Source organism: Hungatella sp. SL.1.14, from assembly GCF_024460495.1.
Lineage (GTDB): Bacteria > Bacillota > Clostridia > Lachnospirales > Lachnospiraceae > Hungatella > Hungatella hathewayi.
Genome location: NZ_JANFYJ010000009.1, coordinates 32526 through 57139, shown reverse-complemented (window position 1 = coordinate 57139; position 24614 = coordinate 32526). Strand labels below are relative to the sequence as shown.

33 protein-coding genes and 2 pseudogenes are annotated in these 24614 nt (G+C 47.6%); all 35 read left to right on the top strand.

The window, feature by feature from the left end; genetic code table 11:
- Window positions 1-8: 8 nt before the first annotated feature.
- On the top strand, window positions 9-518 hold the full coding sequence (gene rpsE / locus NE473_RS11495; protein WP_006771863.1) for a 30S ribosomal protein S5: 510 nt from the start codon (window positions 9-11) through the stop codon (window positions 516-518).
- A 13-nt stretch (window positions 519-531) separates the two neighbouring features.
- Window positions 532-714 carry a 50S ribosomal protein L30 gene (gene rpmD / locus NE473_RS11490; protein ID WP_006771862.1) on the top strand — a complete coding sequence of 61 codons (183 nt, stop codon included), beginning with the start codon at window positions 532-534 and terminating at the stop codon, window positions 712-714.
- 25 nt (window positions 715-739) lie between these two features.
- On the top strand, window positions 740-1180 hold the full coding sequence (gene rplO / locus NE473_RS11485) for a 50S ribosomal protein L15 (protein WP_022031109.1): 441 nt from the start codon (window positions 740-742) through the stop codon (window positions 1178-1180).
- Between the two features lies 1 nt (window position 1181).
- Window positions 1182-2504 (top strand): preprotein translocase subunit SecY, encoded by a 1323-nt coding sequence (gene secY, locus NE473_RS11480; protein WP_006771860.1) that lies wholly within the window; start codon window positions 1182-1184, stop codon window positions 2502-2504.
- Window positions 2505-2587: 83 nt separating this feature from the next.
- The gene (locus NE473_RS11475) at window positions 2588-3232 is read left to right on the top strand and encodes an adenylate kinase (protein ID WP_006771859.1); all 645 of its coding nucleotides are present in this window, start codon (window positions 2588-2590) and stop codon (window positions 3230-3232) included.
- 3 nt (window positions 3233-3235) lie between these two features.
- On the top strand, window positions 3236-4000 hold the full coding sequence (map, locus tag NE473_RS11470; protein WP_006771858.1) for a type I methionyl aminopeptidase: 765 nt from the start codon (window positions 3236-3238) through the stop codon (window positions 3998-4000).
- Window positions 4001-4020: 20 nt separating this feature from the next.
- On the top strand, window positions 4021-4290 hold the full coding sequence (locus NE473_RS11465; RefSeq protein WP_055650443.1) for a KOW domain-containing RNA-binding protein: 270 nt from the start codon (window positions 4021-4023) through the stop codon (window positions 4288-4290).
- A 29-nt stretch (window positions 4291-4319) separates the two neighbouring features.
- The gene (gene infA / locus NE473_RS11460; RefSeq protein ID WP_002604680.1) at window positions 4320-4538 is read left to right on the top strand and encodes a translation initiation factor IF-1; all 219 of its coding nucleotides are present in this window, start codon (window positions 4320-4322) and stop codon (window positions 4536-4538) included.
- A 184-nt stretch (window positions 4539-4722) separates the two neighbouring features.
- A complete protein-coding gene (gene rpmJ, locus NE473_RS11455; protein WP_003497809.1) occupies window positions 4723-4836 on the top strand; it encodes a 50S ribosomal protein L36 in 114 nt (37 codons plus the stop codon).
- 28 nt (window positions 4837-4864) lie between these two features.
- Window positions 4865-5233, top strand: coding sequence for a 30S ribosomal protein S13 (gene rpsM / locus NE473_RS11450; RefSeq protein WP_006771856.1), 369 nt, complete (start codon window positions 4865-4867; stop codon window positions 5231-5233).
- A gap of 119 nt (window positions 5234-5352) precedes the next feature.
- Window positions 5353-5754 carry a 30S ribosomal protein S11 gene (gene rpsK, locus NE473_RS11445; RefSeq protein ID WP_006771855.1) on the top strand — a complete coding sequence of 134 codons (402 nt, stop codon included), beginning with the start codon at window positions 5353-5355 and terminating at the stop codon, window positions 5752-5754.
- A 16-nt stretch (window positions 5755-5770) separates the two neighbouring features.
- Window positions 5771-6364 (top strand): 30S ribosomal protein S4, encoded by a 594-nt coding sequence (gene rpsD / locus NE473_RS11440; protein ID WP_006771854.1) that lies wholly within the window; start codon window positions 5771-5773, stop codon window positions 6362-6364.
- 117 nt (window positions 6365-6481) lie between these two features.
- A complete protein-coding gene (locus NE473_RS11435; protein WP_022031111.1) occupies window positions 6482-7450 on the top strand; it encodes a DNA-directed RNA polymerase subunit alpha in 969 nt (322 codons plus the stop codon).
- A gap of 94 nt (window positions 7451-7544) precedes the next feature.
- Window positions 7545-8081, top strand: coding sequence for a bL17 family ribosomal protein (locus NE473_RS11430; RefSeq protein ID WP_006771852.1), 537 nt, complete (start codon window positions 7545-7547; stop codon window positions 8079-8081).
- A 309-nt stretch (window positions 8082-8390) separates the two neighbouring features.
- Window positions 8391-8885 (top strand): macro domain-containing protein, encoded by a 495-nt coding sequence (locus tag NE473_RS11425; protein WP_022031112.1) that lies wholly within the window; start codon window positions 8391-8393, stop codon window positions 8883-8885.
- A 42-nt stretch (window positions 8886-8927) separates the two neighbouring features.
- Window positions 8928-9995 carry a 5'-3' exonuclease gene (locus NE473_RS11420; RefSeq protein ID WP_055650444.1) on the top strand — a complete coding sequence of 356 codons (1068 nt, stop codon included), beginning with the start codon at window positions 8928-8930 and terminating at the stop codon, window positions 9993-9995.
- 182 nt (window positions 9996-10177) lie between these two features.
- Window positions 10178-11410 carry a PspC-like choline-binding domain-containing protein gene (locus NE473_RS11415; RefSeq protein WP_022031114.1) on the top strand — a complete coding sequence of 411 codons (1233 nt, stop codon included), beginning with the start codon at window positions 10178-10180 and terminating at the stop codon, window positions 11408-11410.
- A gap of 26 nt (window positions 11411-11436) precedes the next feature.
- Window positions 11437-12456: an N-acetylmuramoyl-L-alanine amidase family protein gene (locus NE473_RS11410; RefSeq protein ID WP_055650445.1), complete on the top strand. Its 1020-nt coding sequence runs from the start codon at window positions 11437-11439 to the stop codon at window positions 12454-12456.
- A 234-nt stretch (window positions 12457-12690) separates the two neighbouring features.
- Window positions 12691-13596 (top strand): energy-coupling factor transporter ATPase, encoded by a 906-nt coding sequence (locus tag NE473_RS11405; protein WP_006771845.1) that lies wholly within the window; start codon window positions 12691-12693, stop codon window positions 13594-13596.
- Window positions 13586-14485: an energy-coupling factor transporter ATPase gene (locus NE473_RS11400; RefSeq protein ID WP_055650446.1), complete on the top strand. Its 900-nt coding sequence runs from the start codon at window positions 13586-13588 to the stop codon at window positions 14483-14485. Before NE473_RS11405 ends, NE473_RS11400 begins: the two co-directional genes overlap by 11 nt.
- Window positions 14479-15279: an energy-coupling factor transporter transmembrane component T family protein gene (locus NE473_RS11395; RefSeq protein WP_022031117.1), complete on the top strand. Its 801-nt coding sequence runs from the start codon at window positions 14479-14481 to the stop codon at window positions 15277-15279. The genes NE473_RS11400 and NE473_RS11395 overlap by 7 nt, the downstream gene beginning before the upstream one ends.
- A gap of 16 nt (window positions 15280-15295) precedes the next feature.
- Window positions 15296-16030, top strand: a pseudogene (gene truA / locus NE473_RS11390) (tRNA pseudouridine(38-40) synthase TruA); the annotation flags it as partial.
- Window positions 16031-16531: 501 nt separating this feature from the next.
- Complete coding sequence (gene rplM, locus NE473_RS11385; protein ID WP_006771841.1) at window positions 16532-16966, top strand: 50S ribosomal protein L13; 435 nt, start codon at window positions 16532-16534, stop codon at window positions 16964-16966.
- A 26-nt stretch (window positions 16967-16992) separates the two neighbouring features.
- Window positions 16993-17385 (top strand): 30S ribosomal protein S9, encoded by a 393-nt coding sequence (gene rpsI / locus NE473_RS11380; RefSeq protein WP_006771840.1) that lies wholly within the window; start codon window positions 16993-16995, stop codon window positions 17383-17385.
- Between the two features lie 464 nt (window positions 17386-17849).
- Window positions 17850-18671 (top strand): ParA family protein, encoded by an 822-nt coding sequence (locus NE473_RS11375; RefSeq protein ID WP_005335951.1) that lies wholly within the window; start codon window positions 17850-17852, stop codon window positions 18669-18671.
- A complete protein-coding gene (locus NE473_RS11370) occupies window positions 18628-19563 on the top strand; it encodes a ParB/RepB/Spo0J family partition protein (RefSeq protein WP_147571871.1) in 936 nt (311 codons plus the stop codon). The genes NE473_RS11375 and NE473_RS11370 overlap by 44 nt, the downstream gene beginning before the upstream one ends.
- Window positions 19564-19575: 12 nt before the next feature.
- The gene (locus tag NE473_RS11365) at window positions 19576-19851 is read left to right on the top strand and encodes a DUF5720 family protein (RefSeq protein WP_005335947.1); all 276 of its coding nucleotides are present in this window, start codon (window positions 19576-19578) and stop codon (window positions 19849-19851) included.
- A gap of 23 nt (window positions 19852-19874) precedes the next feature.
- Complete coding sequence (locus NE473_RS11360; RefSeq protein ID WP_005335946.1) at window positions 19875-20066, top strand: hypothetical protein; 192 nt, start codon at window positions 19875-19877, stop codon at window positions 20064-20066.
- 67 nt (window positions 20067-20133) lie between these two features.
- Window positions 20134-20994: a DUF6017 domain-containing protein gene (locus NE473_RS11355; RefSeq protein WP_147571870.1), complete on the top strand. Its 861-nt coding sequence runs from the start codon at window positions 20134-20136 to the stop codon at window positions 20992-20994.
- 50 nt (window positions 20995-21044) lie between these two features.
- Window positions 21045-21356 (top strand): DUF5720 family protein, encoded by a 312-nt coding sequence (locus NE473_RS11350; RefSeq protein ID WP_044024580.1) that lies wholly within the window; start codon window positions 21045-21047, stop codon window positions 21354-21356.
- 98 nt (window positions 21357-21454) lie between these two features.
- A complete protein-coding gene (locus NE473_RS11345; protein WP_007886614.1) occupies window positions 21455-21955 on the top strand; it encodes a PcfB family protein in 501 nt (166 codons plus the stop codon).
- Window positions 21952-23547: pseudogene (locus NE473_RS11340) on the top strand (VirD4-like conjugal transfer protein, CD1115 family); the annotation flags it as partial. The gene NE473_RS11345 and the pseudogene NE473_RS11340, both read left to right, overlap by 4 nt.
- A gap of 97 nt (window positions 23548-23644) precedes the next feature.
- Window positions 23645-24022: a TnpV protein gene (locus NE473_RS11335; RefSeq protein WP_055219871.1), complete on the top strand. Its 378-nt coding sequence runs from the start codon at window positions 23645-23647 to the stop codon at window positions 24020-24022.
- 14 nt (window positions 24023-24036) lie between these two features.
- The gene (locus NE473_RS11330; RefSeq protein WP_055219873.1) at window positions 24037-24219 is read left to right on the top strand and encodes a hypothetical protein; all 183 of its coding nucleotides are present in this window, start codon (window positions 24037-24039) and stop codon (window positions 24217-24219) included.
- 12 nt (window positions 24220-24231) lie between these two features.
- On the top strand, window positions 24232-24534 hold the full coding sequence (locus tag NE473_RS11325) for a hypothetical protein (RefSeq protein WP_055219875.1): 303 nt from the start codon (window positions 24232-24234) through the stop codon (window positions 24532-24534).
- Window positions 24535-24614 lie beyond the last annotated feature (80 nt).

The following is a 24614-nucleotide window of genomic DNA, read 5'->3' as shown; positions in this document are numbered from 1 at the left end:
ATAGGGCGTTGAAACATACAATTATTGATGCAAGTCAGTTAGAATTAAACGACAAAGTAGTTGCTATCAAGCGAGTATCGAAAACCGTAAAAGGCGGACGTACTATGAGATTCTCTGCTTTAGTAGTCGTAGGCGATGGCAATGGCCACGTAGGTGCAGGCCTTGGCAAAGCAGGCGAAGTTCCGGAAGCAATCCGCAAGGGTAAAGAGGCTGCTGTTAAGAACATGGTAACTGTACCGGTAGATGAGAACAGCAGTATTCCTCATGATTTAATCGGAAAATTCGGAAGCGCAGCAGTTCTTCTTAAGAGAGCTCCGGAAGGTACCGGTATCATCGCAGGCGGTCCTGCACGTGCGGTAGTTGAGCTTGCAGGAATTAAGAACATCCGTACAAAATCTTTAGGTTCCAACAACAAGACAAACGTAGTTTTGGCTACAATCGAAGGATTGACTCAGTTAAAGACTCCTGAGGAAGTTGCAAAGCTTCGCGGCAAATCTGTAGAAGAGATTTTAGGCTAAGGAGGATAGGATAATGGCAGATAAATTAAAAATCACATTGGTGAAATCCCCGATCGGCGCAGTTCCGAAGCAGAAAGCAACCGTTGAAGCTTTAGGTTTAAAGAAGCTTCATAAGACAGTTGAAATGCCGGATAACGGTGCAGTCAGAGGCATGATCCAGAGCGTAAGACATTTAGTAAAAGTTGAAGAAATTTAAGCAGAACAGTAAGGAGGTGCAAACGATGGAATTATCAAATTTACAGCCTGCATTAGGATCCAAACACAGCGACAGTTTCAGAAGAGGCCGTGGCCATGGTTCTGGAAACGGTAAGACTGCAGGTAAGGGCCATAAAGGACAGAAAGCTCGTTCAGGTGCTCCGAGACCAGGATTTGAAGGCGGCCAGATGCCTTTATACAGACGTCTTCCTAAGAGAGGCTTTACAAACAGAAACAGCAAGACTATCATTGGCATCAATGTTAGTGCTTTAGAGCAGTTCGAAAACGATACTGTTGTGACAGTTGAGACTCTGCTGGAGAGCGGCATTGTTAAGAATCCGCGCGATGGTGTTAAGATCCTTGGAAACGGAGAATTAACCAAAAAGCTTACAGTAAAGGTAGATGCTTTCAGCGAAGGCGCTAAGACCAAAATCGAGGCTTTAGGTGGAACCTGCGAGGTGAACTAATATGTTAAAAACGCTCCGTAATGCATTCAAGATCAAGGACATCAGAAAGAAACTTCTGTACACGTTCGCGATGCTGGTGGTTATTAGAATCGGTTCTCAGTTACCGATTCCTGGAGTAGAAACAGCATTTTTCAAAGATTTTTTTGCTCAGCAGAATAACGATGCGTTCGGCTTTTTTAACGCAATGACAGGCAGTTCCTTTACCAATATGTCTGTGTTTGCACTGAGCATTACCCCGTACATCACATCTTCCATCATCATGCAGCTTTTGACCATTGCGATTCCGAAGCTGGAAGAGATGCAGAGAGATGGGGAAGACGGAAGAAAAAAGATTGCAGAATACACCCGTTACGTAACAGTTGCACTGGCGTTAATTGAATCCATTGCTATGGCAATCGGATTCGGCGGCCAGGGACTGTTAAGCGAGTTTAACGCGATCAGCGTAATTATCGCAGTTGTTACGATGACTGCAGGTAGTGCGCTTCTGATGTGGATTGGTGAGCGTATCACGGAAAATGGTGTGGGAAATGGTATCTCCATCGTCCTGCTGTTTAACATCATTTCCAGTCTGCCCTCTGACGCATCAACACTTTATACCAGATTTATGTCTGGGAAATCGGTTGCAGTTTCCGCAGTAGCCGCCATTATCATTGTGGCAATTGTGATTGCGATCGTGGTATTTGTCGTTGTCCTTCAGGATGGCGAGAGAAGAATTCCAGTCCAGTATTCCAAAAAGATGCAGGGACGCAAGATGGTTGGCGGCCAGTCCTCCAACATCCCGTTAAAAGTAAATACAGCCGGTGTTATCCCGGTTATCTTTGCTTCCTCCATCATGTCATTCCCGGTAGTAATTGCCCAGTTCTTCGGCAGCCGGATTAACTATGACAGCATTGGCGGACATATCCTTCTGATGCTGAATTCTTCTAACTGGTTCAAGCCGGAACGTCCGGTCTACTCGATTGGTATGGTGATTTATATCGCCCTGATTATCGTGTTTGCCTACTTCTATACATCGATTACCTTTAATCCGTTGGAAGTGGCTAACAACATGAAGAAATCAGGCGGCTTTATCCCGGGTATCCGCCCAGGCAAGCCAACCAGCGATTACCTCAATTCCATTTTGAACTACGTAGTATTTATCGGTGCATGTGGTCTGACGATTGTATGTATCATCCCGATTATGGTATCCGGCCTCTTTAATGTAAGCCGCCTGTCATTTGGTGGTACATCCTTAATCATCATTGTCAGCGTTGTCTTAGAGACAATCAAGGCAATTGAATCTCAGATGCTTGTACGTTATTATAAGGGATTTTTGAATGACTAATGGACAAATCCAAGAGGAACACATAATGGCGTGTTTCTCTTGGTCTTTGTGCTATATGAACATATTGCAGGGAGGGACTGCTGATGAAGATTATCATGTTAGGTGCCCCAGGTGCCGGTAAAGGGACCCAGGCAAAGAAGATTGCTGAAAAGTATCAGATTCCACACATTTCCACAGGCGATATTTTCCGTTCCAACATCAAAGAAGGAACAGAACTTGGAATGAAGGCAAAGGCATATATGGATCAGGGAGGCTTAGTACCGGATGAGCTGACGATCGGCATGCTGATGGACCGCATTCAGAAGGATGACTGTAAGAACGGCTACGTGTTAGACGGTTTCCCAAGAACGATTCCGCAGGCGGAAAGCCTTACGAATGCTCTTAACGAGAGAAACCAGAAGATCGATTATGCCGTTAATGTGGATGTTCCGGATGAGAACATCGTGAATCGTATGTCAGGACGCCGTGCCTGCTTAAGCTGCGGTGCTACATATCATATTGTCTATAAACCCAGCAAGGTGGAAGGCATCTGTGATGTCTGCGGTGACAAGCTTGTCTTAAGAGATGACGATAAGCCGGAAACCGTTAAGAAGCGTCTGTCCGTGTACCATGATCAGACACAGCCTCTGATTGACTATTATAAGGAAGCCGGCGTACTGGCGAATGTTGACGGAACACAGGATATGGAAAAAGTGTTCTCCGATATCGTCGCTGTTCTGGGAGCGTAATGTATGTCAGTTACAATTAAATCTGCAAGAGAAATAGAACTTATGAGAGAGGCCGGGAGAATCCTCGCGAAGACCCACGAGGAGCTGGCGAAAGCCTTAAAGCCCGGTATGACAACCTGGGATATCGACCATTTGGGAGAGGAGATCATCAGAAGCTACGGCTGCATCCCTTCCTTCAAGAATTACAACGGCTATCCGGCTTCAATCTGCGTATCTGTGAACGACGAGGTGGTTCACGGAATTCCCAGTAAGAAGCATTTCATAGAGGAAGGCGATATTGTGAGCCTGGATGCCGGCGTGATCTACAAGGGATACCATTCCGATGCGGCAAGGACGTACGGGATCGGCGAAATCTCCCCCGAAGCAGGCAGACTCATCGAGGTGACAAAACAAAGTTTCTTTGAAGGGATTAAATTTGCAAAAGCTGGCAATCATCTGAATGATATATCTTCTGCAATCCAGACCTATGCGGAAAGCTTCGGCTACGGTGTGGTCCGGGATCTGGTGGGGCACGGAATCGGAAGTCATCTCCATGAAGATCCGGAGGTGCCCAATTTCGCAGGAAGGCGACGCGGCCTGAAACTGAGGCCGGGTATGACTCTCGCCATCGAACCGATGATCAACGAGGGGACACCGGAGGTCGTGTGGCTCGATGATGACTGGACGGTTGTAACAGAGGATGGAGCATTATCAGCCCATTATGAGAATACGGTCCTGATTACAGAAGGCGAACCGGAGCTTTTAAGCCTGGTTTCGGAAGCCCATTAGGGAGTTTAAGTGAGGACAGTATGGAGATCACAATAGGAAGTCTGGTAAAAAGTCTGGCCGGACACGATAAAGATGAAGTTTTCTTCATATTAAAGGAAGAGGGCGAATATGTTTATCTGGTGGACGGAAAGTATCGTACGCTTGCCGGACCGAAGAGGAAAAACAGAAAGCATGTGGAAGCCGTTTCCTGTGAAGCGGACTGTCCGGGTAAAAAGATCAGAGAAAACCAGAGAGTCACCAATGAAGAGATCGCTCGTTTTATCAAATGTTTCAAAAAAAGCAGTGAGTAAAGACACAGGTTGTCAGGAGGTAAGATTTTATGTCGAAAGCAGATGTTATTGAAATTGAAGGAACCGTTGTTGAAAAGCTTCCGAATGCCATGTTCCAGGTGGAACTGGAGAACGGCCATCAGGTGCTTGCACACATCAGCGGCAAACTTCGTATGAACTATATCCGTATTCTGCCGGGTGATAAGGTAACCATTGAGTTGTCCCCTTACGATTTGTCCAAGGGAAGAATCATCTGGAGAGATAAATAAAAGTAAAAACAAGGAAAAAATGCTTGCATTCCCATATGGAAAGTGTTATAATGCTATAGCGACTTTGTTGAAATACCGGGTGTATTATGCCCAAACGGCAGCACTGGTTTATTTTAGATAAAACACATTGCGGGTATACCTGGATGTCCTCTTTCGGGGACGCATAACGGAAAGGAGAATTGCTGTGAAGGTTAGATCATCAGTCAAACCGATTTGCGAAAAATGCAAAATCATCAAGAGAAAAGGCAGTATCAGAGTAATCTGTGAAAATCCTAAGCATAAGCAGAGACAAGGTTAAAAATTATTAATGGAGGTGTACTACACACATGGCTCGTATTTCAGGTGTTGATTTACCAAGAGAAAAACGTGTTGAGATCGGATTAACTTATATCTACGGTATCGGTAGAACAAGTTCAAACCGCATTCTTACAGAAGCTGGCGTTAATCCTGACACTCGTGTTAAGGACTTAACCGACGACGAAGTAAAGAGAATTTCAGCTGTTATCGCTGACAGTCAGATGGTGGAAGGTGATTTACGCAGAGAGATCGCTATGAACATCAAGAGACTTCAGGAAATTGGCTGCTATCGTGGAATTCGTCACAGAAAGAGCCTGCCGGTTCGTGGTCAGAAGACAAAGACCAATGCAAGAACTCGCAAGGGCCCGAGAAAAACCGTAGCAAACAAGAAGAAATAAGCATTGAACATTTCGTGAGATTACTCACGATGAATGAAACTAAAACAGTGAATCACGTTACATGTTTTAAAAACAGGAATAACAGGATTCAAGAAATGAAGAAAGTAGGTTAGTTTAAAATGGCTAAAAAAGTGTCCACTACTAAAAAAGTGACAAAAAAGCGCGTAAAGAAAAACGTTGAACGCGGACAAGCACATATCCAGTCATCTTTTAATAACACAATCGTGACATTAACAGATACTCAGGGTAATGCCTTATCATGGGCAAGTGCTGGTGGTCTGGGATTTAGAGGTTCAAGAAAATCTACTCCATATGCAGCTCAGATGGCGGCAGAAACTGCTACTAAGGCAGCTCTTGTACATGGTTTAAAATCAGTAGACGTTATGGTAAAGGGTCCTGGTTCAGGCCGTGAAGCAGCTATTCGTGCACTTCAGGCATGCGGTTTAGAAGTAACCAGTATCAAGGATGTTACTCCGGTTCCACATAACGGATGTCGTCCGCCAAAACGTAGAAGAGTCTAATTAGGAGGTAATTACAGTGGCAGTAGATAGAGTTCCTGTTCTTAAAAGATGTAGATCCCTTGGTCTTGATCCAATCTATTTAGGAATAGATAAAAAATCCAACAGAGAATTAAAAAGAGCTAACAGAAAGATGAGTGAGTACGGCCTTCAGTTAAGAGAAAAGCAGAAAGCCAAATTCATCTACGGCGTTCTTGAGAAACCATTCCGTAACTATTACGCAAAGGCTTCCAGAATGAATGGTATGGTCGGTGAAAACCTGATGATCCTTCTGGAGAGAAGACTTGACAACGTAGTATTCCGTATGGGCTTTGGAAGAACAAGAAGAGAGACCAGACAGATGGTTGACCATAAGAGCATCCTGGTAAACGGCAAGTGTGTAAACATTCCGTCTTACTTAGTAAAAGCTGGCGACGTAATCGAAGTAAAAGAGAAATGCAAAGGAAACGCCAGATTTAAAGATGTTGTAGAGACCACAGCAGGACGTTTAACTCCGGCCTGGGTTGATGTTGACCATGAGAATTTACGTGGTACTGTTAAAGAGTTACCAACAAGAGATGAGATTGATGTTCCAGTGAATGAAATGCTTATCGTCGAGTTGTACTCCAAATAATTGAAAGTCTGTTAAAGAGAAACAACAACTTTCGCCCGGAGTATGGGAAACTGTACTCCGGGCAAGGATTTGAGTATAAGACCCTCGATACAAATTACCCAAAAGGAGGGGCTATTAGTGTTCGATTTTGAAAAACCAAACATTGAGATTGCTGAAATCTCTGAGGACAAGAAATATGGCAAGTTTGTAGTTGAACCGCTTGAAAGAGGTTACGGTACGACTTTAGGCAATTCCTTGAGAAGAATCATGCTTTCTTCTTTACCGGGAGCCGCAGTCAGTCAGGTAAAAATCGACGGCGTTTTGCATGAATTCAGTTCTATCCCAGGCGTTAAAGAGGATGTGACTGAGATCATTATGAACATCAAAAGCTTAGCAATCAAAAATAACAGCGACACCAATGAGGCAAAGGTTGCCTACATCGAGTTTGAAGGCGAAGGTGTGGTAACGGCTGCTGATATTCAGGCGGACCCGGATATTGAAATCATGAATCCGGATCAGGTGATCGCGACACTCAGCGGCGGCACAGACAGTAAGTTCTACATGGAACTGACGATCACAAAGGGCCGCGGCTATGTAAGCGCAGACAAAAACAAGAGTGAAGATTTACCGATTGGCGTGATTGCCGTTGATTCCATCTATACACCAGTAGAGCGCGTCAACATGACGGTACAGAACACCCGAGTAGGTCAGGTTACCGATTTCGATAAGCTGACATTAGATGTATACACAGACGGAACACTGGCGCCAGACGAGGCAGTCAGCCTTGCTGCAAAGGTGTTAAGTGAACATTTGAATCTGTTCATCGATTTATCCGAGAATGCCAAGACTGCAGAAGTCATGGTAGAGAAAGAGGATAATGAGAAAGAGAAGGTTCTGGAGATGAATATCGACGAACTGGAACTTTCCGTCCGTTCATACAACTGTTTAAAGAGAGCCGGAATCAATACGGTGGAAGAGCTGTGCAACAGAACTTCTGAGGATATGATGAAGGTTCGTAACTTAGGCCGCAAGTCTTTAGAAGAGGTGCTGGCAAAGTTAAAGGAGTTAGGCTTACAGCTTAACCCGAGTGATGACGCGAACAGCTGATCGCTCGTTACAGGAATTTATGGAGATTAAGCGCGGGATGCAGTAAGACCGAAGAAGCATGCGCCGGCGTTCCACAAATGGAGGGAAATAAGACATGGCAGGATATAGAAAGCTGGGAAGAACTTCCAGTCAGAGAAAAGCACTGATCAGAAGCCAGGTAACAGCATTATTACACAATGGCAAGATCGTTACAACAGAAGCAAGAGCAAAAGAAATCCGTAAAGTAGCAGAAGGACTGATTGCTCTGGCCGTGAAAGAGAAAGACAATTTCGAAACCGTTAAAGTAACCGCTAAGGTTGCCCGCAAGGACAAAGACGGCAAGAGAGTCAAAGAAGTGGTGAACGGCAAGAAAGTTACCGTATACGACGAAGTAGAAAAAGAGATCAAGAAGGATCTTCCTTCCAGACTTCATGCCAGAAGACAGATGTTAAAGGTACTGTACGATGTAACAGAAGTACCGCAGGAAGCTGCAGGCAGAAAGAAAAATACAAAGAGTGTAGATCTTCCGAAGAAGTTATTTGAGGAGATCGCTCCCAAGTACGTATCCCGCAATGGTGGCTACACAAGAATCGTAAAGATTGGCCAGCGTAAGGGTGACGGGGCTATGGAAGTACTGCTGGAGCTTGTCTAAGCACTGAGCAGTGTCAAAAAACGCCAGGAGAAAATTTTCGTTGTGCTAGCACATAAGAAAATTTTCTCCTGGCGTTTTTTGTAGGGCGAACGCCCCACACCGAACTGGAGCGCAGCGGAAGTGAGGTGTGCACTGCGGGGCAGCGGGATACCAGAAAAAGGCATGTTTATCCGACGATGCGCAAGCGAGTTGTCGAATTTCGTCCTTACATATTTCCCCACCCCCTCAAATGTGTTATGATACAAAAGAGCGATATAGAAAATAGAAAATAAGTAAAAGGAAGAGAAAAAGAAAGAGAGGGCGGTTACAATGATAAAATACTACGAAGGCGACATATTTAGCTCCAATGCAGACTTAATCTGCCATCAGGTAAACTGCCAGGGAGTGTTTGGGCGCGGCATGGCGGGCCAGGTAAAGAAGCTGTTCCCGGAAGTAGAAAAATCCTATAAAATTCTGACAAAGCAGTGGACAGAGGAAGTGGGCGGCAAGACGGCGAAGCTGTTAGGCCGGGTATCAGCCCAGCCGGTTGAAAAGGACGGCCGCTGGTTTCTGATTGCCAATCTTTACGGCCAGGACGACTACGGGAAAACCGGTGTCTACACCGACTATGAAGCCCTGGAAAAAGCGTTGGAAGAGATCTGTGAGTTTTTAACCGTGCGGGGAAGGAACGAGACAGCCGCGTTCCCGCAGGGAATGGGATGTGGATTTGGAGGCGGTGACTGGGACGTTGTAGAAGCCATCATTAAGCGTGTATTCGAAGATTACCCGGGAGAGGTACAGATCTGGAAGTATGACGGAAAATAAATGGAATGAGATACCAATAAGCAGCTTTAGAAAGGATATTGAATGAAAGACAAGTTTGTGATTGTAGACGGCTCTTCCATGCTGTCCACCTGTTACTATGCTGTACTTCCACGAGAAATTATGTTTGCGAAAACGGAGGAAGAAAAGCAGAAGCATTACGGGAAAATTCTGCATGCAGGAGACGGGACATACACCAACGCGATTTTTGGCATGCTAAAGACCATTGCCTCTCTCCTCAAGAAGCAGGAACCCGGATACATTGCCTTCGTGTTTGATAAGACGAGGGATACGTTCCGGCGGGAGCTGTACGCGGAGTACAAGGGTACAAGAGGGGCGACTCCCGAACCGCTGAAGCAGCAGTTTGTCCTGATTGAATCGATCCTGGAGGAAGCCGGTTTCAGAGTGCTCTACAGCGATGACTACGAGGCTGACGACTATGCGGGCTCACTGGTCATGAAGTTTCGCAGCCAGGTGCCTGTGGTGGTCATGACAAAGGATCACGATTACCTGCAGCTGGTGAATGACGAATACAACGTCAGGGCCTGGATGGTGCAGGCGAAGCAGGAGAAGGCGGATGAACTGTACGAAAAGTACTACGGCCCCTATGGCCTGACGAAAAAAGATGTCAATCTTCCGGAGAAGACATTTGAATTTACAGCGGAGCATGTGTTTGCAGAGGAAGGCGTATGGCCGGAGCAGATCACCGATTTAAAAGGGATTCAGGGCGACACCTCGGATAACATCCCGGGAGTAAAGGGGGTCAGCAGTGCGGTGCCGCCTCTCCTGGCTGAATATGGAACCGTGGAGGCGATGTACGAGGCGATCCATGACGCGGAGACGGATAAAAAACAGTTAAAGGAACTCCAGGATTTCTGGAAGGAGAAGCTGGGAATCACCAGAACTCCCTACAAAGCGCTGACGAAGACCGGGGAGGACAGGGAACTGTGCGGGGAAGCCGCAGCCCTGCTGTCCAAGCGTCTGGCTGCCATTAAGACAGATATTCCGCTGGATCTGGAGCTTGCTGATTTTTCTGTGGAGAAATATCAGGAAAAGGTTCTCCGGAAATGGTGTAAAAAACTGGATATCAAGGAAGCTTCCGTGTTTGGCTAAAGTCTGGCTCTGATTCGGCATGGATTTCTGGTAAAGAATACCATTCTTGCAAATTTATTACTCAATTTTTCCTAAACGCAAGAATAAAGAAAGAATATCTTAAGTTGACGGTGAATTGCCCCAGGGGCTATAATAATAGTAGGAAAAATGCGGAGTAACTATAAAGAGTGGGAGGTATTTTTATGAAACGGTTTGGAAAACTATTGGCTTTGACCGCCATTGTGAGTGTTCTTGGGGTGAGTATTCCATTTCAGGCATTCGCTGCGTCAAAGACGATTTCATCTGTGACGATCTATGCAGGATTAGAGGAAATGGAATCCGGGGGGACTCTTCCGGAGGAAACGTCCTTCGAGCTTAAGGAGAATTCAACAGGGAATTATGTGTATACAAACAACAGCAGATATGAGGTCAACGGAATCGAATGGATTACCTCCGGATCGAAAGAGATGACCATCGGATATGAACCTAAGATGAGAGTGGAACTGCATGCCACCGATTCCGATGAGTATGCATTTAAAGGGGGATATCAGTCCAGTAACGTGACGGTAAAAGGCGGAACGTATGTGTCAGCCAGCCGTTCCGGCAGTGATACGTTGTATGTGACTTTTAAGTTTAAACCGATTAAGGGCACATACAGTTCTCCCGATGATGCCTACTGGAGAGAAAACGGTTACGGCGGTGCCCGCTGGAGTAAGGTTGATAATTCGTCTGATGCCTATGACGTGTATTTATACCGCGGCAGTTCTGTTGTAAAGAAGGTTGAGGGCCTTAAGGCCACGTCCTATAATTTTTATCCTTATATGACGAAAGCCGGCACATATTCCTTTAAGGTTCGCACAGTTCCATATACCGAGAGTGAGAAGAAGTACGGGAAGAAGAGCGACTGGACGGAATCCGACGAGGTTTATCTGCCGGAGGAGAAGGTGTCTGACGGCTCCGGACAGGACAACGGAACGCCCGGCAGTACCAGTCAGGTTGGCTGGATCAAGGACGGGAACAACTGGTATTTTAGATATCCGGATGGAAGTTACCAGAAGAACAACTGGGCCAAGATCAATGAGAAATGGTATTTATTTGATTCCAACGGTGTGATGCTCACCGGATGGCAGCAGAGAAATAATCTGTGGTACTTTTTAAACGATCAGGGAGCTATGGTAACCGGATGGGTGTTATCCAATAATAAGTGGTATTATTTGAATCCTTCCACGACTACAGGCGTAGAGGGTGCGATGCTTACGGGCTGGATCGCCTATAATAATAAGTGGTACTGTACCGACGCTTCCGGCGCAATGCTTGAGGGCTGGCGCCAGGTTGACGGAAGCTGGTACTACTTCTATCCTGGTGAGGGCTCCAAGGCGGTGAATACTACCATTGATGGTTTCCCGGTTGACGGCAACGGCGTGTGGCATAAGTAAAATCATCAGGAAAGGAAGATGACACGATGCGAGGAATAAAGGGAAAGGGCAGATGGCTGATACTTCTGGGAGCGGTAATGACGCTCGGTACCGCCATGACGTCCATGGCTGCGAAAAGTGTTAAGATTCGGTTTGAAAACGATGTGAGAAGTGAATGGACGGAAGATATCAAGGTACCAAAGGTTACAGTAAATTACGACGAGGTATCACCGGAGTGGAGTAAGACTCCGGAGGACTGGGTTCCTGGAAAAAAGGTGACTGCTACCTTTACAATCGCCGGGGACTATGTGAAGAGCAGCTGCAGCGTATACGGCGGAGAACTGGTTTCAGCCAAGGCTGCAGACGGCGAGACGACAATTAAAGCTACTTACGTACCGGTGGCACAGCTTGGAGCGCCGGAGACCGCTGGCTGGAGTGATGCGGCAAAGACGAAGGCATCCTGGAAACGAGTTCCTTACGCTTCGAAGTATCAGCTTCGCCTTTACCGGGAGGATCAGTGGATTAAGACGCTGACGACCGGTTCCACCTCCATCGATTTACTGGAATATTTACAGGATGGCTACAGCTATTACTACGAGGTGAGAGCCATTGCGAAGGACAGTTCCGAGGAGAAGTATTTAAAAGACGGTGAATTTACGGTTTCCACTGATTCTGAGGTCCAGGAACTGGGAGATACATCGGGACGATGGGCCAACACCCAGGCCGGCAAACGGTACCGTGACGAGGATGGAAATTATGCGGCGAACTGCTGGAAGATGATAAGCGGCAAGTGGTATTATTTTAATCAGGACGGCTACGCACTGACTGGTTGGCAGTATCTGAACAGCAAGTGGTATTATATGAATGAAAACGCTGAGATGGTGACCGGATGGCAGCAGATCGGCGGAAAATGGTACTATTTCAATGTGAATGGCGACATGGTGACCGGTTGGCTTCAGGCAGAGCCGGGGAAATGGTATTACTTATATGAGGACGGAAGCATGGCGGCGAATACTGTCATTGACGGAACGTACAAGGTGAATGAGTCGGGACAGTGGGTGCCGTAAGGGAATTTGTTATTCGGGAAAGACATGGCGGAAGGCGCTGTGTCTTTCTTTTTTTCCGGTCTGACTAAGAAGAATTGGTCTGATTATGAAATCTGGCTTGACTGTTGCGTAAAATTCAACTAAAATTATGTGACATATAAGACTTCTTATTTTATGGGGATTTTCGTTTTTTTGGATTTTTGCCGGAAGTCTTTGACCTGATTTTTGTCCGCGTTTATCGCAGAAAGGTAAGCCATGGGAATTATAAAGACATCGAAGCTGATTTTTGATTATATCAGAAGAGATGAAGAAGAAAATATAGAAGAAGTAAACCGCGCCATCGATGATGTCAGCATCGAGATTAAGGAAGGCCAGTTTGTGGCGGTCTTAGGACACAATGGTTCCGGAAAATCCACCTTTGCCAAGCAGTTGGATGCGATCCTGCTTCCGACGGACGGCACGGTGTGGATTCAGGGACTGGATACCTCCAAGGAGGAGAATCTGTGGGAGGTTCGAAAGAAGACGGGGATGGTCTTCCAGAATCCGGATAACCAGATTATCGGTAATGTCGTGGAGGAGGATGTGGGCTTTGGTCCGGAGAATATGGGGATTCCCACCGATGAGATCTGGAAGCGGGTGGATGAGAGCCTGGAAGCGGTGGGCATGACAGCCTACCGTATGAAGTCTCCCAACAAGCTTTCCGGTGGTCAGAAGCAGCGGGTCGCCATCGCAGGCGTCATGGCCATGAGACCGCAGTGTATCGTTCTGGACGAGCCTACGGCCATGCTGGACCCCAACGGGCGCAGGGAAGTGGTAAAGACCGTCCATGAGTTAAACCGTCAGGAGGGCATCACGGTGGTGCTCATCACTCATTATATGGAAGAAGTAATCAATGCCGACCGGGTTATCGTTATGGATGACGGCAGAGTGGTTATGGATGGAACGCCCAGGGAGATTTTCTCCAGGGTGGAGGAACTCAAATCCTACCGGCTGGATGTACCGCAGGTGACCGAGCTGGCTTATGAGCTTCAGAAGAACGGGGTAGAGTTACCGGATGGAATTCTGACACTGAATGAGCTGATGAAATATCTGCTTCCTATATTTGCGGAGCGTTATCCGGGCAGAGTGACTCTGGGAGATGGAGGCAGTTATGGCAATTAAGATTGAACATTTGAATTACATTTACGGGCAGGGCACTGCGTTTGAGCAGCAGGCGTTAAAGGAGGTAAATCTGGAGATTCAGGATGGCCAGTTTATCGGGCTGATCGGCCATACCGGTTCTGGTAAATCCACACTGATCCAGCATTTAAACGGACTAATTAAGGCGACAAGCGGTGCAATCTATTATAATGGAGAGAATATCTACAGTGACGGCTACGATATGAGAGCGCTGCGAAGCCATGTAGGTCTGGTGTTCCAGTATCCGGAGCATCAGCTGTTTGAGATTGATGTGTTTACGGATGTCTGCTTCGGGCCGAAGAACCAGGGACTGCCGAAGGGGGAGATCGAAAGCAGGGCAAGAGAAGCGCTTACTATGGTTGGGCTTGACGAGAGCTTTTATAAGCAGTCGCCGTTTGAACTGTCGGGCGGTCAGAAGCGCCGGGTAGCCATTGCCGGTGTGCTGGCCATGGAACCGGAGGTGCTGATTCTGGACGAGCCCACGGCAGGTCTGGACCCGAGAGGGCGCGATGAGATCCTGGATCAGATAGAGCGTCTGCACCGGGAGAAGAAGATGACAATCATACTGGTTTCCCACAGTATGGAGGACATAGCAAAGTATGTAGACCGGATTCTCGTGATGAATCACGGGGAGAAGGTGTTTGATGACACCCCAAGGGAGGTATTCAAACATTACAGGGAACTGGAGGCCATCGGTCTGGCCGCGCCGCAGATCACCTATGTGGTGCATACGCTGCGGGATCATGGGGTTCCGATTGACAACAATATTACGACGGTAGAGGAAGCGAGAGATGAGATCCTTGCGCTGTTAAAAAAGGAAGGACAGGCGGCCCGCGGGAATGGAAGCCGCGGACAGGAGACAATATGTTAAGAGATATTACACTGGGGCAGTACTATCCGGTGGATTCCGTACTTCACCGGCTGGACCCGAGGACAAAGCTGTTTGGTACCATGGTATTTATCATTTCCCTGTTTGTTGCGGACAGTATCTGGGCTTACCTGGCTGCCACGGTCTTTCTGGCCGCTGCCATAAAGATAAGCCACGTACCCTTCCGGTTTATGGTGCGGGGATTAAAGGCCATTATTTTTCTGCTCTTAATCAGTGTCAGCTTTAACTTATTTCTGACCCAGGGGGAAGTACTCTTTCAGCTGTGGTTTTTAAAGGTGACGAAGGAAGGGCTGAAGACGGCCGGTTTTATGGGGGTCAGACTGATCTATCTGGTTGTGGGATCGTCTGTTATGACCCTGACGACTACCCCCAATGAGCTGACAGACGGACTGGAGAAGAGTCTTGGATTCTTAAAAAAGATCGGTTTGCCGGTCCATGAGGTATCCATGATGATGTCCATTGCACTGCGGTTTATCCCGATACTGGTGGAGGAGACGGATAAAATCATGAAGGCGCAGATGGCGAGAGGTGCTGATTTTGAAAGCGGAAATATCATTCAGAGGGCGAAGAACATGATTCCTCTCCTTGTCCCGCTGTTTATCTCGGCATTCCGGCGTGCTACGGATCTGGCTATGGCCATGGAGGCGAGGTGCTACCGCGGCGGTGAGGGAAGAACGAAGATGAAGCCGCTTCATTATGCAAAGCGGGATGGCGTGACATATCTGGTTTACATCGCTTATCTGGCCGTGATCATTGTTTTGAGAATCCTGATATAAGGCGGTTTGGAAGAAGATGAAACGGATTAAGCTGATAGTGGCCTACGATGGCACAAACTACTGCGGATGGCAGATTCAGAACAACGGACGGACCATAGAAGAGGTCTTAAACGAGGCGCTGACGGCCCTGCTTCATGAGAAGGTGGCGGTGATCGGTGCCAGCCGGACTGATTCCGGTGTGCACGCGGAGGGAAATGTAGCGGTATTCGACACGGAGAACCGGATGCCGGCGGATAAGATCTGCTTTGCGCTTAATCAGAGGCTTCCGGAGGACATCAGAGTGTTAAAGTCGGAGGAGGTTCCCCTCACCTGGCATCCCAGAAAATGCAATTGCGTGAAGACGTATGAATACAGGATTTTGAATCGGAGGATTGAGGTTCCGACGCTGCGGCTGTACGCCTATTTCTGTTATTATCCACTCGATGTGGAAAAGATGAAGCAGGCGGCGGAGTATCTGGTGGGAGAACACGATTTTACCAGCTTCTGCGCACCGAGGACCCAGGCGGAGGATATGGTTCGCACCATTTACAGCCTGGATGTCGGGAAGACGGGCGATATGATTACCATTCGGGTCAGTGGAAGCGGATTTCTGTACAATATGGTTCGAATCATTGCAGGAACACTTATGAAGGTGGGACTGGGAGTCTGGCCGCCGGAGCATGTAGAGGAGATTCTGGGTGCCAGAAGCCGTGCGGCGGCAGGCCCTACCGCGGTAGCCAGGGGACTGACCCTGATCAGCCTGGAGGAAGAGACGGAGCTTCGTCCTGTTATCGCGGCTGAAAATAAAGAGTGGAAATACTCTCTCGACCAGTCGGGGACAGCGGCTGAGAAACAGTCGTTTCTGACCATAGAGCGGTGTATCCCGAAAGAATTTGACCGCCTCCTGTTCCGGGTGGTGCATCAGGCAGTCAGGAACGGAGCGGAAACGGTTTATGTAAATGACTGTGAATCCGGGGAACGGATCGAGGCGGGAAAACCATACGGCTATTACGTATTCCAGCCTTCGGAAGAAAGAACCGGGTGGTATGTGACACACGACGAATATCGCAGAGGCGCCGGGAAGGGCAGCCCGAAAGAATAAAAACATCGAAAAAACCTTGATTTTATGGGAAAAAGAGGTTGACACACCCGGCTGAATGTAATATAATGTATAACTGTGACGTTAGACGAAAATGCTTAGGCCAAAGCCCCGGAGTGAGCATTTTACGATATAGTTATGAATAATAACAGCAATTTAACAGGAGGTTAACCAATGAAAACTTTTATGGCTAGTCCAGCAACAATTGAGAGAAAATGGTACGTAGTTGACGCTACAGGACATACATTAGGACGCTTGGCTTCAGAAGTAGCTAAAGTATTAAGAGGAAAAAATAAACCGATCTTCACACCACACATGGATTGCGGCGATTACGTAATTATCGTAAATGCAGATAAGGTGAATGTAACTGGCAAGAAGTTAGACCAGAAGATTTACTACAATCACTCCGATTATGTAGGCGGAATGAAGGAAACAACCTTAAGAGAAATGATGGCTAAGAAGCCGGAGAAGGTTATGGAATTAGCAGTTAAGGGTATGCTTCCAAAAGGACCTTTAGGAAGAAGCATGATGACAAAACTTCACGTTTACGCTGGTCCGGAACATGATCATGCGGCTCAGAAACCAGAAGTTTTAGAAATCAAATTTTAATAAGGTACTGAAAGGAGGAAGTTATCATGGCTAATGCAAAATTTTACGGAACAGGCAGAAGAAAAAAATCTATCGCCAGAGTATATTTAGTACCGGGTACAGGTAAGATCACAGTTAATAAGAGAGACATCGATGAGTACTTCGGTCTTGAAACATTAAAAGTTGTTGTTCGTCAGCCGTTAGTTGCTACAGAGACTAATGATAAGTTTGACGTACTGGTTAACGTTCACGGTGGTGGTTTTACAGGACAGGCAGGTGCTGTAAGACACGGTATTGCAAGAGCTCTTCTTCAGGCAGACGCTGATTACCGTCCGATCCTTAAGAAAGCAGGTTATCTGACAAGAGATCCGAGAATGAAAGAAAGAAAGAAGTACGGTCTCAAAGCAGCTCGTCGCGCTCCGCAGTTCAGCAAGCGATAATCGACTGCTCAGACTATATCAAAATGGTTCAAAAAGCCCGGAAAATCAAGGTTTTCCGGGCTTTTGCTATATCTAAACGGGCTGATATGGTTTGACCAAATTTGGCAAAACGAGAGCCGATTTCATCCAATTTTTAGTGGTCCGCAAGTGGTTAACTGGCTAAAAAGAGGGCAAAAAGAGGGGGAAGTGGTTCCCAAAGTGGTTAACCGAGAGCCGATTTTTGGGGTGCTTTTCAGCCCTCCTTCCCCTCGTTTTTTGGCTGTGGCAGTTTGGCATAGTTTGAGCTAATTTGAATAATTGAATATGAATTTGATGTAGCACACAGTATAAATGCTGGGTGCTTTTTTCATTTCAGGAACTCGTATTCCGGCGATAGAAAGAGCCGTCACTTCACTGTTAATTTTGAAGTGGCGGCTTTTTCTATTTCCAGAAACAACAGCAACAATCAGAAATGAGGTGAAGTCATGAACACACAAATCATCGCCATCGCCAACCAGAAAGGCGGCGTTGGCAAAACAACAACCTGTGCGAACTTGGGAATAGGTCTGGCACAGGCCGGAAAGAAAGTGCTTCTGATCGACGGGGACCCGCAAGGAAGCCTGACAATCAGCTTGGGAAATCCGCAACCAGACAAGCTGCCATTTACACTGTCGGATGCAATGGGCAAAATTCTGATGGATCAGCCTATACGCCCCGGAGAAGGTATTCTGCATCATGCAGAAGGCGTTGACCTGATGCCTGCGGATATTCAGCTTTCCGGTATGGAGGTTTCTTTGGTAAACGCCATGAGCCGTGAAACGATTTTACGGCAATATCTGGACACACTGAAGGGACAATATTCCCATATCCTGATTGACTGTCAGCCCTCGTTGGGGATGCTTACGGTCAATGCGCTGGCGGCTGCTAACAGGATCATAATTCCCGTTCAGGCAGAGTATCTGCCCGCCAAAGGACTGGAACAGCTTCTATCTACGGTCAGTAAGGTGAAACGGCAGATCAATCCAAAGCTCCAGATTGACGGTATCCTGCTGACGATGGTGGATAACCGCACCAACTTTGCAAAAGAGATTGCTGCTTTGCTGCGGGACACCTATGGAAGTAAAATCAAAATCTTTGGAACGGAGATTCCACACTCTGTCCGTGCAAAGGAAATCAGCGCAGAGGGAAAAAGTATTTTCGCCCATGACCCTGGCGGCAAGGTGGCAGAGGGGTATCGAAATCTGACGAAGGAGGTGTTGAAACTTGAAAAGCAGCGCGAAAAAAATAGAGCTGGCCTCGGTAGATGATCTGTTCTCCACCGAAGAAGGCCGTCAGGATGCAAAGCTGGAAAAGATTCAGGAGATTCCGCTGTCTGAACTGCATCCCTTTAAGAACCACCCATTCAAAGTCAAGGATGACGAAGCCATGATGGAGACCGCTGACAGTATCAAGCAGTATGGCGTTCTGGTTCCGGCGATTGCTCGACCGGACCCGGAGGGCGGTTATGAGCTGGTAGCCGGACACAGGCGGCACAGAGCCAGTGAGCTGGCAGAAAAGGAGACCATGCCGGTCATTGTTCGGGATTTGGATGATGATGCCGCCACGATCATTATGGTTGACAGCAACCTGCAACGAGAAAGTCTCCTCCCCAGTGAAAGAGCATTTGCTTATAAAATGAAACTGGATGCTATGAAACATCAGGGAGAGCGAGTTGATTTAACTTGTTCCCAAGTTGGGAACAAGTTAGAGGGCAAGAAGTCCAGTGAGATTTTGGCAGAGCAAGTAGGTCAGAGTAAAAACCAGATTTTTCGCTATATCCGTCTGACAGAGCTGATTCCTGAATTGATGGATATGGTGGATGAGAAGAAGGTTGCCCTGAACCCTGCCTATGAGCTGTCCTTTCTCAAAAAGGAGGAGCAGGTAGACCTGTTGGACGCGATGGACAGCGAACAGGCTACCCCTTCTCTTTCTCAAGCCCAGCGGCTCAAAAAATACAGTCAGGAGGGGCATCTGACCCTCGATATGATGCGTGTCATCATGGGTGAGGAAAAGAAAAGCGATCTGGACCGAGTGACATTTACCTCTGACACCTTGCGGAAGTATTTTCCTAAAAGCTATACGCCCCAGCGGATGCAGGAAACCATCATCAAGCTGCTGGAGGCATGGCAGAAAAAGCGTCAGAGAGACCAGGAACGATGAAAGGAGCCGCCTATGATGGATATTTCAGCCCGTGAGCTGAAAGGACACAACATTCTCGCCGTAGAGAGGTTTTGGGATAACACACGCTGGATGATTGAGTTTTCCGTCCTGCGTCCCAGCACAGCTTACGGCAGCCCCGGAGAGGAAATGCGGCTGTTTTTGACCGAGGATGGGTATCAGGCTGCCCTGCAAAGCCAGCAGCGCCGGGAGATCAAGATCAAGCGTTATGCTCGTGTGATTGAGGGACATATCCTCGATTTCAAACCGGGAAAACGCCGCCGCTCATAAACCCATACAACGACAGGAAAGGAATGACTATGTGTACGGTAAAGGAAATTCAAGAAGCAATCCGGGAAGATTGCAAATCTCAGCATGACATGGATTCAACGGATATTGACCGAGTGATGCAAACACTTCCTTTCGCCCAGGAGGAGCCATTTACAGAGGCGCGTCCTCGAAAGCCGCTGTTTTGGTTCTATGCAAGAAAATTTGAAAAGTGTTGAACACCGCAATTCTTTGGAATGAGGATTGCGGTTTTTTTGTACCCAAAATTCGGAAGGAGTGAGGTCGATGGCCGTTTTTCGCATTGAACGGACCCGTGATTATACCGTGATGAGCAATCATCATTTACGAAATGCAAACCTGTCGTTAAAAGCCAAGGGGCTGCTTTCCATGATGCTGTCTTTGCCAGAGGACTGGAATTACACCACCCGTGGTCTTGCAAAGATCTGTAAGGAGGGCGTGGATGCCATAGGCGCTGCGTTGCGGGAATTGGAGGCTGCCGGTTACATTGTGCGGCACAAGATGCGTGACCGGCAGGGGCGCATCAGCGATACAGAGTATGTCATATACGAGCAGCCACAGCTTAGAAAACCGGATACGGATTCACCAGATACGGAAAACCCGGATATGGATAAACCGGATACGGAAAAGCCCGCAGAATTAAATATAGAGAAATCAAATACTCAAAAACAAAATATTTATGGATCAAGTACCGATTCCATTCCCTTCCGGGATTGTGCGGCAGATTGTCTGCCGGAACGGAAAGGAAGGGATGCGATGTCACTCACAGAGATAGAGAGTTATCGGGAATTGATTCAGGAGAATATCGGGTATGAATACCTGTGTCAGCAGTATGAAACTTATCGGGAGGATTTGGATGAGATTGTGGAGCTGATCGTGGAAACGGTCTGTGCAAAGCGAAAGACCACCCGTATTGCAGGAAGCGATTTTCCGCATGAAATCGTTCGTTCCAGGTTCTTGAAGCTGGATAACTCGCACATTGAGTTTGTCATGGACTGTTTACAGAAGAACACCACGGAAATTCGCAACATGAAGCAGTATCTTCTGACCGTTCTGTTCAATGCACCGACCACGATAAGCAATCATTACACCTCACAAGTAAATCACGATCTGTATGGCGGCTGGTAAATGGTCGCTTTTTTATTGCCCGGAACTGCCGGGAGAAAGGAGCAAGCATGATGTCTGAGGGAAAGACCATAGGGCAGCTGATGGAAGAAATGCGGGCAAAGGCAGGAGCGCAGAATTATCACGGTCATGGATATATGGATCTCCAGCGTTTTGCGGAGGACACCCGGCACATGATTATTTTTGATGTGCTGACGAACGATTCCCCTGTTGGCTGGAAAGGCGAACGAACCCGCCTGTTCCTGTCGGATACCGGTTATGAAAAAGCACTGGATAGTCAGGAAAAGGGGCAGATTAAGATTTTGAGCCACGCAAAGGTACGCCAGGGCAATCTGCACTATGACCATTCTGACCAGTTACGCTAAGGAGGGCGGTATGAAGCGTTATCTTCTGCGGCGGCTGGTGGTTCCGCCTTAGCAAAAAAAGAGATTCCCTGCAAACTTCGTGGAAAGGAGGCGAGAAAATGCAGGAAGAAGTGGAAAACAGAACTTTGACGCTGGTTGTCAGTGGAACAAAGTTTACCGGCAGAATGTTTAAGGCTGCCATAAGCAAGTACATGGCACATCGAAAGGAAAAGAAGCTGGAAAAACAGAGAAGCCGTGATGCGCCGGTTGTTCCGCATGGAAAACAGACTGTGAAGCAGCTTGTCGGGCAGAATCAGGGAATATCCAACATTGAGATCACAGACCCCTCTATCAAGGAGTTTGAGAAAATCGCCCGGAAATATGGTGTGGATTATGCGGTGAAAAAGGACCGCAGCAGTTCTCCGCCAAAGTACCTGATTTTTTTCAAAGGCCGTGATGCAGATGCTCTGACAGCAGCTTTTACAGAGTACACCAACAAAAAGGTCAAAAAGGCAACGAAAACAGAGCGCCCGTCCGTACTGGCAAAACTTAACCAGTTCAAAGAGATGGTTAAAAATGCTGTGGTGGATCGCACCAAGCGAAAGGAGCTGGAACGATGAAAAAGACATTGGACATCAAAAAGCTCATTTTGCTGAATATGCCGTATATCCTGCTGGGGCTGTTTGCTACCAATTTTGGAGAGGCATGGCGAATGGCACAAGGGGCGGATGCTTCAGAAAAGTTTCTTTCGCTGGTTGCGGTTCTGCCTGGGGCGTTGCAAAGTTTCTGGCCAAGCCTGCATCCATTGGACTTGTTGGTAGGGCTGTGCTGCGGTGTTGGTCTGAGGCTGGCGGTGTATCTTAAAAGCAAGAACGCCAAGAAATATCGACATGGTTTGGAATATGGTTCGGCCCGCTGGGGAACCCGTGAGGATATTGCACCTTACGTTGATCCTGTATTTCAGAACAATGTGATTCTGACGAAAACGGAGAGCCTGACCATGAACAGCCGCCCCAAGGACCCCAAGACTGCCAGAAACAAAAATGTACTGGTGATTGGCGGCTCCGGTTCCGGTAAGACCCGATTCTGGCTGAAACCCAACCTGATGCAGATGCACAGCTCCTATGTTGTGACGGACCCGAAGGGAACCATTTTGGTGGAGTGCGGAAAAATGCTCCAAAGGGGTGCGCCCAAGCTGGGGAAGGACGGAAAGCCCATGAAGGATAAGCACGGCAAGGTCATTTATGAGCCGTACCGAATCAAGGTCCTAAATACCATCAACTTCAAAAAATCCATGCACTATAATCCCTTTGCGTATATTCACAGCGAAAAGGATATTTTGAAGCTGGTAACAACGCTGATCGCCAATACCAAAGGCGAAGGCAAGGCCGGAGACGATTTCTGGGTAAAAGCAGAAACCTTGTTGTACTGCGCGCTTATTGGCTATATCCACTATGAAGCTCCGGTGGAGGAGCAAAACTTCTCCACCCTCATCGAGTTCATCAACGCCATGGAAGTCCGGGAGGATGACGAGGAGTTCAAAAATCCCGTAGACCTGATGTTTGATGCACTGGAAGCCGAGAAGCCAAACCACTTTGCGGTGCGTCAGTATAAGAAATATAAGCTGGCCGCCGGAAAAACAGCCAAGTCGATTCTTATTTCCTGTGGTGCGCGCCTTGCCGTATTTGACATTGCAGAGTTGCGCGAGGTCACAGCTTATGACGAGCTGGAGCTGGATACTCTGGGAGACCGGAAAACTGCCCTGTTCCTCATTATGAGTGATACGGATGACAGTTTTAACTTTCTCATTTCCATGTGCTACACCCAGTTATTCAACCTGCTTTGTGAAAAGGCCGATGATGTGTATGGCGGCAGGCTTCCGGTTCATGTGCGCTGTTTGATTGATGAGTGTGCTAACATCGGGCAGATTCCGAAGCTGGAAAAGCTGGTGGCCACCATCCGAAGCCGTGAAATCTCTGCCTGTCTGGTGTTGCAGGCACAGAGCCAGCTCAAGGCAATTTACAAAGATAATGCCGATACCATCATCGGCAATATGGATACTTCCATCTTCCTGGGTGGCAAAGAGCCAACAACGCTGAAAGAGCTGGCGGCTGTTCTGGGAAAGGAGACCATAGACACTTACAACACCGGAGAGAGCCGGGGACGGGAGACCTCCCACTCGCTCAACTATCAGAAATTGGGAAAAGATATGCCATACTTGTTCGTGAAGAGTTCAGTTGCCTTGAATTTATCATGAACAGGGACACGATCAACTGGATTCTGAAATAACTGAATACAGGAGGTCGAACATGGAGCATTTACCAAAGAAAATCCATCAAAACGGAATCAGCTACACGCTGGTGGGAGACTACTACATCCCCGATCTGGAGCTACCGGAGGAAAGCCGCCCCATTGGGCGGTGGGGCCGGATGCACAAAGCGTTTCTGCAAGAACACCGGCCCGGCCAGTACAATGCCCTGCTTCTGTCGGGAAAACTCTGGACATATCTTGCTGACCTGAACGAACAGGCCGCTGACCGGCTGGCGTGTATCGTCTCGCAGATGCAGGAGGCGGAGGGTGTCACCGAGGAACTGAAAGCCCGTGACCAGCTTGCGTGGGTCGGGGGCATGAACAGCATTCGCAGCCGAGCAGAGGAAATCATCCTCTCTGAGATGATTTTTGTTTAAGGAGGTGCCTGTCTATGAGATACCGTATCGAATACGCCGATGGGCGTTATTGTAACTTTGCCAACGGCAGGGCTGAGCTGCTGAAATGGCTGAAACTGCTGAAGCAAGAGGAAATCTCCGACATCCGCAAAGTATATAAAAGCGGTGTGTCAGATTCCGTCCTGGAAACATACCGGAATTATATCCGCCCAGCATAAGGAGGGGCGCTTATGGGTACAGATATAGAAAAATTGGTTGATTTGATGATTCAGGAGCGGATGCAGAGCCAGTTTGCTAAGTGGCGGGAGGCAGAAACCGGCACGGAGAAAAAAGAGGACTGCCTTCGCTTGGAAAACGAGTATGAAAAAGCAATCAGCGCATTGTCTGAGGAACAGAAGGACGCTGTAAGACACTACTGTGATTCTATTTTCGATTCTGGTGCAGAAAGCGAGTGCTTCTTTTACCGGCTGGGCCTCAAAGATGGCATCCGTCTCTGGAAGTTTATGAAAAAGCTGATGAAAACGGTCAGCTAACGGATGTATAACCACATATTTTATTCCGCCCACAAACGGGTCGAAAGCCGTCCAACGGTACAGATTGGGCGGCTTTCCTG

Coding starts and splice junctions, on each gene's coding strand:
- rpmD (WP_006771862.1), top strand. CDS start 532: ATGGCAGATAAATTAAAAATCACATTGGTGAAATCCCCGATCGGCGCA.
- rplO (WP_022031109.1), top strand. CDS start 740: ATGGAATTATCAAATTTACAGCCTGCATTAGGATCCAAACACAGCGAC.
- secY (WP_006771860.1), top strand. CDS start 1,182: ATGTTAAAAACGCTCCGTAATGCATTCAAGATCAAGGACATCAGAAAG.
- NE473_RS11475 (WP_006771859.1), top strand. CDS start 2,588: ATGAAGATTATCATGTTAGGTGCCCCAGGTGCCGGTAAAGGGACCCAG.
- map (WP_006771858.1), top strand. CDS start 3,236: ATGTCAGTTACAATTAAATCTGCAAGAGAAATAGAACTTATGAGAGAG.
- NE473_RS11465 (WP_055650443.1), top strand. CDS start 4,021: ATGGAGATCACAATAGGAAGTCTGGTAAAAAGTCTGGCCGGACACGAT.
- infA (WP_002604680.1), top strand. CDS start 4,320: ATGTCGAAAGCAGATGTTATTGAAATTGAAGGAACCGTTGTTGAAAAG.
- rpsM (WP_006771856.1), top strand. CDS start 4,865: ATGGCTCGTATTTCAGGTGTTGATTTACCAAGAGAAAAACGTGTTGAG.
- rpsK (WP_006771855.1), top strand. CDS start 5,353: ATGGCTAAAAAAGTGTCCACTACTAAAAAAGTGACAAAAAAGCGCGTA.
- NE473_RS11430 (WP_006771852.1), top strand. CDS start 7,545: ATGGCAGGATATAGAAAGCTGGGAAGAACTTCCAGTCAGAGAAAAGCA.
- NE473_RS11425 (WP_022031112.1), top strand. CDS start 8,391: ATGATAAAATACTACGAAGGCGACATATTTAGCTCCAATGCAGACTTA.
- NE473_RS11420 (WP_055650444.1), top strand. CDS start 8,928: ATGAAAGACAAGTTTGTGATTGTAGACGGCTCTTCCATGCTGTCCACC.
- NE473_RS11415 (WP_022031114.1), top strand. CDS start 10,178: ATGAAACGGTTTGGAAAACTATTGGCTTTGACCGCCATTGTGAGTGTT.
- NE473_RS11410 (WP_055650445.1), top strand. CDS start 11,437: ATGCGAGGAATAAAGGGAAAGGGCAGATGGCTGATACTTCTGGGAGCG.
- NE473_RS11405 (WP_006771845.1), top strand. CDS start 12,691: ATGGGAATTATAAAGACATCGAAGCTGATTTTTGATTATATCAGAAGA.
- NE473_RS11400 (WP_055650446.1), top strand. CDS start 13,586: ATGGCAATTAAGATTGAACATTTGAATTACATTTACGGGCAGGGCACT.
- NE473_RS11395 (WP_022031117.1), top strand. CDS start 14,479: ATGTTAAGAGATATTACACTGGGGCAGTACTATCCGGTGGATTCCGTA.
- rplM (WP_006771841.1), top strand. CDS start 16,532: ATGAAAACTTTTATGGCTAGTCCAGCAACAATTGAGAGAAAATGGTAC.
- rpsI (WP_006771840.1), top strand. CDS start 16,993: ATGGCTAATGCAAAATTTTACGGAACAGGCAGAAGAAAAAAATCTATC.
- NE473_RS11375 (WP_005335951.1), top strand. CDS start 17,850: ATGAACACACAAATCATCGCCATCGCCAACCAGAAAGGCGGCGTTGGC.
- NE473_RS11365 (WP_005335947.1), top strand. CDS start 19,576: ATGATGGATATTTCAGCCCGTGAGCTGAAAGGACACAACATTCTCGCC.
- NE473_RS11360 (WP_005335946.1), top strand. CDS start 19,875: ATGACTATGTGTACGGTAAAGGAAATTCAAGAAGCAATCCGGGAAGAT.
- NE473_RS11355 (WP_147571870.1), top strand. CDS start 20,134: ATGGCCGTTTTTCGCATTGAACGGACCCGTGATTATACCGTGATGAGC.
- NE473_RS11350 (WP_044024580.1), top strand. CDS start 21,045: ATGTCTGAGGGAAAGACCATAGGGCAGCTGATGGAAGAAATGCGGGCA.
- NE473_RS11345 (WP_007886614.1), top strand. CDS start 21,455: ATGCAGGAAGAAGTGGAAAACAGAACTTTGACGCTGGTTGTCAGTGGA.
- NE473_RS11335 (WP_055219871.1), top strand. CDS start 23,645: ATGGAGCATTTACCAAAGAAAATCCATCAAAACGGAATCAGCTACACG.
- NE473_RS11330 (WP_055219873.1), top strand. CDS start 24,037: ATGAGATACCGTATCGAATACGCCGATGGGCGTTATTGTAACTTTGCC.
- NE473_RS11325 (WP_055219875.1), top strand. CDS start 24,232: ATGGGTACAGATATAGAAAAATTGGTTGATTTGATGATTCAGGAGCGG.